This window comes from Candidatus Hinthialibacter antarcticus, assembly GCA_030765645.1.
Taxonomy (GTDB): domain Bacteria; phylum Hinthialibacterota; class Hinthialibacteria; order Hinthialibacterales; family Hinthialibacteraceae; genus Hinthialibacter; species Hinthialibacter antarcticus.
In genome coordinates, this window is sequence record JAVCCE010000052.1 from 1 (window position 1) to 11,644 (window position 11,644).

The following is an 11,644-nucleotide window of genomic DNA, read 5'->3' on the forward strand; positions in this document are numbered from 1 at the left end:
ATATTTATTCAGAAACAGGCTCCGGCATTTCACAAATTGACAAACCAATCAGGCGTGGGTGGAACTCTGGGAGCGCCTGTGCATAAGGGCTTGAAAGCCCGCACTGAAGCGAGCAGAGTTGTACCCATGCCTGATACAGCGAAAGATCAAAGATTTACGAAAAAGCGTCAAAAAAACGCAATTTAATTTGTGATAAAGTATCCAAAATACCGGAAGAACCTTTTTTTAGACTAAACCCAGGTTCCGTTTTTTTTCATTCTGGCAAATCAGCGGGTCACGCCCAGGCCGCGTAAATACTCCGCGAGCGGTAAGTGCTTTTCAGGGAACAGGGTCTCGTTCCATTGATTGGTGATGTTGATTTTTGCGCCTGCGTTGATGAGCGCCTTCGCGACCGCCAGATAATCGCCTTTCGGGTTCTGGCAATTGTCGGCGCCATGCGCCGTCCATCCAAACGGCGAACAACCATACGCAATGCATTTCGCTTCAAGCGGCGAATTGTGCTGGAGAAGCAACTCCACTAGATTGACCAATCCAAACCAACACGCCCAATGCAGCGCGGTCGCGCCATGTTCGCCGCGCGCGTTTAAGTCGAAGCCGATTTCCGTCATCAATGCGAGCGCGTCCCAATTACATTTCCAGCCCGCGTCCGATACGGCGCGCATTTCACGGGCGGGCAGGTCGCGCACGTAGTGTGGATTGTCTTTCATCATTACAAGCGCCGCGTCCCGGTCGCCGCGCATACAGGCGGCGATAAAGTGGTCTTGTTGGGCCATCGCGTCTACGGCGCCGCGTTGCAATAAATATTCCGCCGTCGTGGTCGCTCCCATGCGCCGCGCAAAAATATACGCTGTTTGTCCGCTGTGATTTTTGGCTTCGAGTTTTACGCCGTGTTTGAGCAACAGCTCGACCAGGTCGCTGCTGCATCCACGTTTGACCGCCCAATGCAACGCTGTTTCATTCTCGCCCAAGGTTTCGTTTGGATCCGCGCCGTGTTCTAACAGCAGGCGTACGCCCGCCGCGTCGTTGCGGTCGATCATGTGGGGCAGGGCGTTTGTGCCTTTGATCGTCGCCTTGTGTTCCAATAATAATTGTAAGCAGGCGAGGTCTTCGAACTCGGTCGCGTGATAGAGCGATTCGTTGTCGTTCGGGTTCGCGCCGGATTCTAACAAGAGTTTCGCCAAGGCGGCGTTGTTGGCTAGGCCGCAGGCGCCGTATAACGCAGTCGGCGTCCAGTTGGCTTCTGCTTTGACGGAGGCGTTGGGGTTGGCGCCGTGTTGCAACAGCATTCGGGCGATATCTAAAATGCCCTGCGCCTGCGCTTCGCTCTCGCGGTGAAAGCGCGAGTAGCATAAATAAAACAGCGCTTCAGCATTGCGCGGCCCTAAGGGTTTCACGGCGAGAGACGCATCTTGTTGCAGCATTCGGGCGACGAGGTCTGTTTCTCCTAGAATACAAGCGCAAATAAAATCAGATTGGATCGTATCGCTGTATTCATTCGCAATTTGCCGCGCGGTTTTCATATCGCCGTGAATTGCGGTGGATAAAAACATAGCAATGGGATCATTGATAATTTCGATTCGGTGTTTGAGTTTTGGCCAACTCGAATAGCCGTACTCACGCGCCAAAATAAAATAGGCGTCGTTAAGCGAATAGTTCCAGGCTGCGTTTGGCTGGTGAGAAGGCGCATGTTCCGGTTTCGCATCAGAAAAGCGTTGCAGCGCATCGGCGTCGCCTCTTTTCAGGGCGCGGTGAAGTTCTTTGGCTTGTTTTTTGAGTTGGTCTAAATTGGGGCGCGATGGCAATTGCTTGAAAGACATAACGATCCTCCTTGGGTTGCGCCTGCCGTCCGCAATTTCAGGCGGGAAGAATCGTGTATGGTCGTCATTCCATTCGGTGGGACTCAGCCCCTTTCCGCGGACAGGACGCGCCCGAACAGCGCAGGCGTATTGTAACGGCGCTGCGTCGCGAAGCAAGTAAGTTATTCAAAACGGAAAAGCCAGATCGAGCCGCCGACCTCGCCGATGGGTTGATATTTTTCTAGCCAGTCGAAATAGGCGGGTGAACGAGGGCTGATGCGATGACGGATCGCCCAGTGTTTTCCGACCGCGATAATGCCCGAAGGCGGGGCCGCGATTTGCTCATCGAGCAGGCGTTGCGCACTGAAGCCATAGGCCGCCGGGTCGAACATCCAATTGGTTGCAATATATAACGTTTCGTCAGCGTGCGCCTCGGCGATGGTTCGCAAGCGTCCCAGGTCTTGCCCCCAATCCAGGTTCGAGTCGTCGAGAATGGCGTGTCCGTTTTTTGTACCGCCCGCGAATTCATTAAAGTAGGGCAGGTAGTCGGGAAACGTAAAACAAGATGAGAGAACAAACCATCCCAGCAAAATCAACAACCCGCCTTTTTGCCATTTCTGTTGAGGCGCCAAAGCCAGTCGGCCTAGATACAAAAATAGCAGTGGATAGACCGGCAATATGTGGCGCAGGCCAATGTCGACGCGATTGAAGACCGACGCGATGAACAATAGCGCGATGGTTCCAAGCAGCAGTCCGTCCGTCCAACTGTTCCAGCGGCGTTTGCATGCAAACGCGACAATCAGCGCGAGCAGAATGGCGGCGGGGGTTTTGGTCATAAATGCGACCAGTGAATAGTAGGGCCAGCCTTGGGTTGAATAGTCGCCAAGTAAATAGAAGGCGTAATTTAAGTGAGGCATCCCCGGGACGTCGACCGCGCCTTCGCCGCTGTGCAGTGATTTATAAAACACGTTTTGTAATGTATCCCAGTAGTAGACGGGTTTGAGTGGGAACCCATACGTTAACAATAAAACGATGATCGCTGTTGCAATCATCATGAGTCCGCTTTGCAACGCAGAGCGGACCCGTTGCGCGTGGTTTAAACTTGAAAGCCTCGGGTGGAATGCAAGGCCCGCGAAGAAAACGGGCAGCAACAGAACCCCTGTCGCTTTGGCGGATAGCGCCAACCCCAACGCGGCGCCGACCGCCGCCGTCCATCGCCAGGGTAACGACGTGCGCTGGAGGCTAAACAGATATAACGCCAGCATAATGAAGAAACAGGCGCCCAGGTCAAGCGTCGCCAGCCGCGCATGGGTCAGCATATTTGGCGAAAAGCAATAGAGCGCGAGCGTGAGTAATCCGCCGCCGTTTCCATACAGGCGTAGGCCCCAACAAAACAGCAGAAACGCGAGTCCGCATGAAAGCAACATCACTGGCAGCCGCGCCCAAAACAAGATGCGTTGCGGATCATTCGAGCCGTCGAGCAGCATCTTCCAGCCAAGGTCATACCCCAATCGCTGGCTGACCGGGTCGCCCCAGCGGTCTTGTTGCAGCGGCGGCGTGTTGATGTCAAGCCATTGCAGTGGGGTGCCAATCAACAGCCTCACCAACGGCGGGTGAGTGTGGTCGAGGCGAAAGTCGCCGGTTTTTACATAGAGATAGGCGGTAGAGACATAGGTGTATTCATCCGCCGTGGGAGATTTGAGCCGGGCGCTGGCGAGCGCAAGGGCGAGATGAACGGCGATCAGCGCCGCCGCTGTGAGTAGTAGCCAACGCGGCGCGGCGCTTAACTCAGTCATAGTCGCATACGGTTTGGCGGTTGTAGTAAATTACGCGCTGTGAGAAGCCTTTGAGAGCAATGAGACAAAACCAAGAATGACGCCAACAATCGCGCCGTAAAAAATATTGGTCATAAATAACACAAAGGCCCCAGGCAGCATTAACCCGATCATTTGACCGCCGTTGTTTAGAACCGGGACGTTATAGAGTGCGCTAAACGACGACGATATCGAGGCGAACAAAAACATGAATACAATTAACACCGCCGCGTGCATCCCGCTAAATAGCGTTGAGAAAAAGATCGCGCTGTCGCGTGATTGTGCGCGTTTGGGTAAAAAATAAAAATAAAAGAACGAACAGCCTGCGGCGATGACGAGAAATGGGATCCAAACCAATACGCCTAAATAACCGGATTGAAACTCAAGCGACCAGTGAAACGCGTTGGTGATGGTGTAAATGTAAAAACCGGTTCCAAGCACGCCGATGTCTTTTAGATAATTGGTTTCGGAGGCGAAGTGGTCGTCTTGGGTCACATAACTAAAGCGCCTCATCCCGGTATACTGCGCGCCAAAATACTGGTTGCCTTCATTGTCGGTTTGGACGGAGCCTTTGTTGGGCAGTGCGCGAAACTGCTTGGTTTCTGTGACAATGGTTGTCAGCAAAAACCCGATGAACAACATTCCTGCCAGGGTGATGGAAATCGAAGCAGCCAGTTGGCGCAGCGGCGGCAGGTCGAGCGGTTTGTCTTCAGCGCTTTGAGCGGCTGCGTTCTCAGCCACTTCATTCAGCGGGGCCGCTTGGTTGGGTGCGTCGTTCGTTTCGGTTTCTATCGTATTCCGCGCCACGTTGGTTCCTCAGAGAATAGAATTATTTTCGACGTGCTAAGGATAAAAGAGTTCTCCTTCAAAACGAAGAGCCAGGGCAAAAGGTAATCCTGCAACTGCGGTTGAAGGTGTTTTCTTTATGGAGTTTCAATGGTTGCGACCAGCGCCAGACCTACGCCCGGCGTAGTTTGAATTAAGTTCTCGGGTTTACGCCCCAGTGCGCGTTCGACGCGTTTATAAATCTCATTTTTTTGGCGGGATATCTGTTTTCGTTCGCCGATGCTCTCCGGCCACACGTCGCTTAGCAGCGTTTCATAATCAACGCAGACGTTCGCTTCGCTCGCTAAACGCTTGAGCAGTTGCGCTTGTAAGCGAGTCAGTTTCACGTCAACGCCGTTAATGCAAACGCAATTGGGTTTCGCTGCGTCAAAACGGATGCGGAAGGCGCCAGTCGCATTCTGCTGAGGCGCGGGGGCGGACGGCGTCTTGAACAATGATTGAATCACCGCTTCGGGCAGCATAGGTTTAAGCGCGTCCGCGCCGTGTTGCTGCGCAGATTCTGGCGAGGCTATGTCCATCCCGGTCAGCTGCAACGCCTGGGTTCGAGTTACGTCTTGCCGTTGAATCGAGTCGGCCCAGCGCAGCGAAGCCGAAGGGAGGCCGTGTTGAATCTGTTCTTGGAACGCGCGAAGCGCTTGTACGCTCTCGACAGAACACGCATGGCTGGCGGCGATATCGGCCAGACATCCTAACAGCCACGCCGCTTCTTCGCCCAAGCGCTGGATCGCGCCTGAATGCGCGTGGAAACGGCTTTCGAGTTGCGCCGTCGGTTCGCCCCGGCTCCATTGCCAAAGCAGCAGCGCTTTTTTGCAGGCGCGGTGGTGCGCGTCGCGCATGCGTTGGGGTTGGCCCGCCCATTCTTGAATCAACGGGTGGAGCCACACGCCTTCTTCTTCACACAAATCCAGCATCGCCTTGGGCCAGACGTGCGCGGCAATCTCGCGTCGCGGGACGGACAGATAGGCGTCGTCCATTTCTTGCAATTTCACAATGCGCCATAACAGAATGAGCGCTTCGGGGCCGTCGCTCCAATGCTCTTGGATGAACGCGCTCATTTGCAAAACGGAATGCAGCGACAACCCGCCGCTGGCGGCGGCGCGTCCCAATGGGGTGAGATAGTCGCGACCGTTCTCCGTAATCAACAAGCCGTCGCGGCGCAGTTGCGCAAAGGCGCGTTCGAGTTGCTCCGGCAAATCATCCGGCATTAGCCCCCAGCGCGCGGTCAGAGTGCGCGATAGTTCGTCCAACACGTCCTCTGGCGACAACGCGCGTTCGCCGCTGGCGCATTGCAGCACCAGGTTCGCCGCTGGCAGATGATGCAGCAACGGCGCGGCGGGTTGGGGCTTGGCGCGGGCGTAGAGGTTTAGCAGTCCCTCGGCGTCGCCTTCGTTGACGCACAACACCATGCCGCGTCCAAATTCGCTCAGTCCCAGGCGCCCGGCGCGGCCTAGCATGTTCCATAAACGGTCGGGCGGGATCGGCGCAGGGGAGGGCGGCTTACCGCTGCGCGCGTCTTCGGGCGTGGTGGCGTACATGCGGCGGGTGGTAAGCGCATTCACCACCGGAAAGTTGAGGCCTTCCGCCAGGGTGCTGGTGGCGCAGACGATCACCGCGTCGCCGCGCAACACCGACGCTTCGACCCAGGCGCGTTCGGCGGGATTCAGGTCACTGGTGTGCACCGCCACCCGGCGCGGTAACAAGAAGCGCAGCAGGTCCGACATCGCGGTCGCTTCCAGATGCTCTGCGTCGGGCATGGAAATGGTTTCGTCGGGTTCGTAGCCCTCCGCCAGCTTGCGCGCGGCGGTATAACACAAGTCGCGGCGCGGCCAAAACAGCAGCGTGGTCTCGCCGCGTTCGGCAAAGCAACGCGCCGCCTCCAACATAGCCTCGCCTTCATCCTCCAACGGCGGCAGCGGGAACTCCTCCGTCCCCTCGTCGCCGGAGTTGCATTCCTGATAAATAAAACGCCCGTTGCACAACACCCCTTGGCGCAGTTCAACCGGGCGCGATTCTTCGACGATCAGTTGCCCGCCCAGCCATTCGGCGGCGATGGGGTCGTTGACCATCGCTGACAGCCCCAGCATTTGCAACTTCGGGTTGGAGCGCAGCCTGTTGAGTAGTAGTTCGAGCATCGGCCCGCGCTGGGCGTCATAAAGGTAATGGAGTTCATCAATCAGACACGCCCCCAGCGACGCCAGCGCCCCGGCGTCGGTCGCCAGCAGCGAGCGCATTTTTTCGTAGATGACGATCGCCAGGTGAAAGTCGCCCCGGCGGACGTCGTCGTCGTCGAAGCGGTGGTCGCGGGTGGAGAGCGTAATCTTGTAGCCTAGCGGTTCGTAGCGGGCTTTCCACTCGGCGTAGCGTTGATTGGCGAGCGCTTTGGTGGGAACCAACAGCGCGGCGTTTCGGCCTTGCAGCGCGTGATGAAGAAACAGCGTCTCAGCCAGGAAGGTCTTGCCCGACGAGGTGGGGCCGCACAGCACCAGATTGGCGCCGTCGAATAGTTTGCCTTCGCTGACCGCCCGTTCTTGCAGCGGCAGCAACTGCGGGCCATAGGCGGCTTGCAGCGTCTGGATGTGTTCGGGCTTGAAGCCAAAGTGGCGGAGAAATTCGATTTCCATGATTGCTTTATTGACAGAGTATAGTGGGGCGCCTTAAGCAAAGCGACGCCCGCCGGTAAAAAGGCCCCGCCTTCTCTCTCCTAAAGATAGAGAGTGATGTATTCGCGCTGCCTGCCGAATAGATTGTACCGCCTGAAAAACGTACCGTGAGCGAGTTCTCTCATCATTCAATGGAGAATTTGATCGACAATGTAAAAGAGATCATCTCAACAATACAAGAGAGGTACATCCGGTAATTGTGTACCTAACATTGATGGATGGTCATGGTTTAGATTACGAAAACGTATTCCTGTATATCAAAAATAGACATACTAAATCAGGTATGGGTGTAACTCTGGAAGCGCCTGTGCATAAGGGCCTGAAAGCCCGCACTGAAGCGAGCAGAGTTGTACCCATGCCTGATACAGCGAAAGATCAAGAATTCACGAAAAAGCGTCAAAAAACGCAATCCAATTTGTGATAAAGTACCCAAATACCGGAAGAACAACAATAGATAACGCACCTCACCCGCCGCGGACGCGGTAGCCGATGTCTTTGCGGTAGTAGGCGCCCTCGAACGAAATCGCTTCAACCGCCGCGTAGGCATTAGCGCAGGCTTCGTCGAAATTCGCGCCGAGTCCCGTCACTGCGAGTACGCGCCCGCCGGAGGTGACGATCTGGTTGTCTTTCATCTCCGTCCCCGCATGAAACACAATCGCGCGGCCTTGAAACTCGTTCTCCACCACGTCGAGGCCTTCGATGACTTTGCCTTTTTCATAGGAACCGGGATACCCGCCCGACGACATCACCACCGTCACCGTACTCCGCGCCGCAGGGATAATTCGGTCTTCGCCCATCTTGCCCTCAGCGGAAGCGAGCAACAACGCATACAGGTCTTCGTCAATGGCAGGCAGCACCGCTTGGGTTTCAGGGTCGCCGAAGCGGCAGTTGAACTCGATGACGTATGGCTTGCCGTCGACTAACATGATTCCCGCATAGAGCAGGCCTGAATACGGGCAGCCTTCTTTTTCCATGCCCTCCAGCGTGGGGCGCAGAATGGTATCTTGAATTTCTTTCATCAGTTCATCGGTGGCGATGGGGACGGGGCTATACGCGCCCATGCCGCCAGTGTTGGGGCCCGTGTCGCCTTCGCCGATGGGTTTGTGGTCTTGAGACGGCGGCAAGATCGCCATGTGCTTGCCGTCGGTGATCGCGAAGATCGAGAGTTCCGGCCCGCTGATGCGCTCTTCGATGAGCACCTTCGCCCCGGCGGAACCGAAAGCCTTCTCTACCATGCACTGGTCGATAGCGGCGTCGGCCTCTTCGGGCGACGAGGTGACGATGGCGCCCTTGCCTGCGGCGAGGCCGTCGGCTTTGACGACGCACTGCTTGCCTTTCTCCGCTAAGGCGCGGACGTATGCTTTGGCGGCGGCGGGGTCGTCAAACGAACCGAATTCCGGTGAGGGAATGTTGTATTTCTTCATCAAGTTGCGCGCGAAGATTTTCGAACTCTCGATGCGCGCAGCGTATTGGGTGGGGCCGAAAACGGGTACGCCTTCGACCGTGCAGGCGTCGGCGAGGCCGAGCGCAAGCGGTTGCTCGGGGCCGACGACAACCAGAGCAAGCCGTTCAATCAGAGAGAAGGACGCCAGGTTGCTGACCGCGTCCGCCGCCATGGGCATGCGCCTCGCCAGCGCAGCGGTTCCTGCATTACCAGGGACGCCCCAGAACGAATCAATTGCTTCGCTTTGGTTGAGTTTCCACAACAAGGCGTGTTCGCGGCCTCCAGAGCCGACCACCATTACGTTTTTTCCCCGCTTTTTGCGCATCTTGCTCTCCTCAATTACGAATTAGAGCCTATCTCATAAACTTTTGTGTCATCGCGAGAAGCCTGCCTGACGCAGGCAGGGCCGAAGGTCAATTCGGCGACTTATTAATTGGGGAGGGCGAACCTCCTGGTGAGCCACTATGACGTAAAACCATATCGCACATTCGCGGCTCGTCGGGAGGCTCGCCCTCCCCGTATTTCATTCGTTACGCTTCATTCGCAATTACACAGAAGGAGATTTATGAGATAGAACCTTGTATCAACAGAAATGAAACACGCGGCGCAAGTCTTGTGCAAGCCGTGGGATTCTTGATGAATAGTAAAAGAGAATTGCGTTAATGTATTTCAGAATGCCGCACTGAAGCGAAGAGAGATGCACCCGCGCCTGAACTATGTGTTTATATTAATGGCATTGTTGTTACATTCCCTCCTCGCCCTAGTTGAATTTTGCTTATGCGGCTACAAATGAAGTCACTCTGATTGACCTTTTTGATAAAGATACGCATGAACCAACGCCGCACGCTGTTTCTCGTCTTTTTTACCGTATTTCTTGATCTGCTTGGCTTCGGCATTCTGATCCCGCTATTGCCCTATGTGGCGGTCGATTATGGCGCGACTTCGTTTGAAGTCGGCCTGTTGATGGCGATCTATTCGCTGGCGCAGTTCATCTTTTCGCCCATCTGGGGGCGCTTGTCCGACCGTATCGGGCGTCGGCCCATTATGATCCTCAGCCTGGTTGGCTCGGTGGTCGGCTACTTGATGTTCGCTTTTTCACACACGCTGGCGTGGTTGTTTGTTTCGCGCTTGTTGTCCGGCATTGCGGCGGCGAACATTTCGACCGCCAACGCGATCGTCGCGGATGTAATGCCGCCCGAAAAACGCACCAAAGGCATGGGGCTGGTCGGCGCCGCGATTGGCCTGGGCTTCGTCTTCGGCCCTGCGCTGGCCGGGCTGTTCGTCGGCAAAGACGACTACATGCTGCCATTTTTGATTGCGGCGGGGCTTTCGGCGCTTGATCTGGTTCTTGTCATATTCTTCTTGCCTGAAACCCGCAAAGTCACCGGTGCAGACGTACCGGGACGTCGGCGCTTTTCCATCAAACTTCTACGCGACGCCATGCAGGCGCCGTTTATTCCTTCTTTGTTGATTATTTCGCTGTGTTATTACACCGCGTTCTCAGCGATGGAGAGCACTTTCGCGTTGTTTGTATTTAGCGAATACGGCTGGTCGGCGCGCACCAACGGCTTGGTGTTGTTTTGCGTCGGGCTGGTGTTGGCGTTTGTGCAAGGCGGACTGGTGGGCCGGGTCGCCAAATGGCTGGGCGACTTTAATGTGCTGACCTATGGTCTGGCGGGACTCACCGTCGGGCTGTTTTTGATGTGCCTCTCCTATTCACCGACGCTGTTCTTGCCTGCGGTGTTTATCCTGTCGGTTTCGGCAGGCTTCGCCACCCCCTCAATGACCAGCCTGATCTCGCAACTCAGCGCCGACGATTTTCAGGGCGGGATGTTGGGCATGCAGCAGTCGATGGCCAGCATGGGACGCATCATCGGCCCGTTGTTGGGCACATTCGCCTTCGGCGCTTTGGGCCATCATTCGCCATTCGCCATCAGCGCGGTTATCGTACTGGCGGCGTTTCTACTGATGTTGCCGATGCGCTTTCGCGGCGCAACCGCCCTGGTTCGGCCTGCCAATTTGGCCCAGCCAGAAGAGGCTGAATAACTCCCTGTAATATTTGATCCGCTGATTCGTATAGAGTTATTGAATATCCGCAAAAAAAAGCTCTTTTTGCATGGATATTGCGTTAAATTGTTGGGTAAGTTTTTCGTTTTTATCCGTTCAACGGTATAATGATTTCAACACGGATACACTCAACAAAACGAAACCAAATTTATTGATTGAGGTATAAAAAAATGAATGGATTACTACTCATGTTAGGCGTGATGGCATTGATGGCCTTCGCGAGCCGGGGCGTACAGGCGTCGTTTCGCAAATATAGCCAGGTACCCATCCGCAGCCGCATGACTGGCGCACAGGCGGCGCGTCAAATTCTTGACGCAAACGGGCTGCAAGACGTCGCCATTGAGCGCGTCGCGGGTGAATTGACAGACCATTACGACCCGCAGAAGCGCGTCTTGCGGCTGTCGAGCGTGGTTTACGATCAACCCAGCGTGGCTTCGGTCGGCGTCGCCGCCCACGAAGCGGGCCACGCGCTGCAACATCAAAATGGCTATGCGCCGTTGATGATTCGGCAAGGCATGATTCCAATCGTCAACTTTGGTTCAGCGTTTGGCATGAACATGATTATGGTCGGCATGTTGGCGTTATTTTTCCTGAGTCAACAACTGGGATTTATGATTGGCATCATCGGGCTGGCGCTCTATTCTCTCGCAGTTCTGTGCAGCATCATCACCTTACCGGTTGAATTTAACGCCAGCAGCCGCGCACTGGCTTGCTTGAACCAGTACGGTATCGTTTCGTCAGAAGAGCATAGCGGTACCAAAAAAGTGCTCAACGCAGCGGCCTTAACCTACGTCGCAGCCGCTGTCGGTTCAGTTCTGACTCTTCTGTATTACGCATCGTTTTTCTTGGGTGGAAGCCGCGACTAACACCGTCCGCATCACTTCAATATTTCACGGGGGATTCGTAAACCACGAATCCCCCTTTATTATGTGTTGAGATAAGAGTTTTACTCTCCCCAAAAATTACGGGAGGCCGAGGCTCCCGCCGAGCCGCAAAAAGAGAAAGGCAATCGGTTTT

The 11,644-nt window shown here is 55.3% G+C and carries 8 protein-coding genes; 3 read left to right on the forward strand and 5 right to left on the reverse strand.

Annotated elements, in window-relative coordinates; genetic code table 11:
* Positions 1 to 186 (forward strand): hypothetical protein (locus P9L94_11815; GenBank protein ID MDP8244762.1); only part of this gene is annotated, 186 nt, incomplete at its 5' end.
* 80 nt (positions 187 to 266) lie between these two features.
* On the opposite strand, the gene P9L94_11820 is transcribed toward P9L94_11815, so the two are convergent.
* The 5 genes from P9L94_11820 to purD all read right to left on the reverse strand — a co-directional run bounded on the left by P9L94_11820 (position 267) and on the right by purD (position 8,885).
* Entirely contained in the window at positions 267 to 1,817 is a 1,551-nt protein-coding gene (locus P9L94_11820) for an ankyrin repeat domain-containing protein (protein MDP8244763.1), read from the reverse strand.
* A 161-nt stretch (positions 1,818 to 1,978) separates the two neighbouring features.
* Positions 1,979 to 3,592 carry a phospholipid carrier-dependent glycosyltransferase gene (locus P9L94_11825; protein ID MDP8244764.1) on the reverse strand — a complete coding sequence of 538 codons (1,614 nt, stop codon included), beginning with the start codon at positions 3,590 to 3,592 and terminating at the stop codon, positions 1,979 to 1,981.
* 30 nt (positions 3,593 to 3,622) lie between these two features.
* Entirely contained in the window at positions 3,623 to 4,417 is a 795-nt protein-coding gene (locus tag P9L94_11830) for a hypothetical protein (protein MDP8244765.1), read from the reverse strand.
* A 116-nt stretch (positions 4,418 to 4,533) separates the two neighbouring features.
* Positions 4,534 to 7,077, reverse strand: a complete 2,544-nt coding sequence (locus P9L94_11835) for a DEAD/DEAH box helicase (protein MDP8244766.1) — start codon at positions 7,075 to 7,077, stop codon at positions 4,534 to 4,536.
* Between the two features lie 503 nt (positions 7,078 to 7,580).
* A complete protein-coding gene (gene purD / locus P9L94_11840) occupies positions 7,581 to 8,885 on the reverse strand; it encodes a phosphoribosylamine--glycine ligase (GenBank protein ID MDP8244767.1) in 1,305 nt (434 codons plus the stop codon).
* Positions 8,886 to 9,388: 503 nt separating this feature from the next.
* On the opposite strand from purD, the gene P9L94_11845 reads away from it, so the two are divergent.
* Together P9L94_11845 and P9L94_11850 are read left to right on the forward strand one after the other, a co-directional pair.
* The gene (locus P9L94_11845) at positions 9,389 to 10,606 is read left to right on the forward strand and encodes an MFS transporter (protein ID MDP8244768.1); all 1,218 of its coding nucleotides are present in this window, start codon (positions 9,389 to 9,391) and stop codon (positions 10,604 to 10,606) included.
* A gap of 191 nt (positions 10,607 to 10,797) precedes the next feature.
* Positions 10,798 to 11,493 (forward strand): zinc metallopeptidase, encoded by a 696-nt coding sequence (locus P9L94_11850; GenBank protein ID MDP8244769.1) that lies wholly within the window; start codon positions 10,798 to 10,800, stop codon positions 11,491 to 11,493.
* Positions 11,494 to 11,644 lie beyond the last annotated feature (151 nt).

Bases quoted from the DNA above. Each gene is read 5' to 3' on its own strand.
- purD (MDP8244767.1), bottom strand. From the start codon at position 8,885: ATGCGCAAAAAGCGGGGAAAAAACGTAATGGTGGTCGGCTCTGGAGGC.
- P9L94_11835 (MDP8244766.1), bottom strand. From the start codon at position 7,077: ATGGAAATCGAATTTCTCCGCCACTTTGGCTTCAAGCCCGAACACATC.
- P9L94_11850 (MDP8244769.1), top strand. From the start codon at position 10,798: ATGAATGGATTACTACTCATGTTAGGCGTGATGGCATTGATGGCCTTC.
- P9L94_11820 (MDP8244763.1), bottom strand. From the start codon at position 1,817: ATGTCTTTCAAGCAATTGCCATCGCGCCCCAATTTAGACCAACTCAAA.
- P9L94_11845 (MDP8244768.1), top strand. From the start codon at position 9,389: ATGAACCAACGCCGCACGCTGTTTCTCGTCTTTTTTACCGTATTTCTT.
- P9L94_11825 (MDP8244764.1), bottom strand. From the start codon at position 3,592: ATGACTGAGTTAAGCGCCGCGCCGCGTTGGCTACTACTCACAGCGGCG.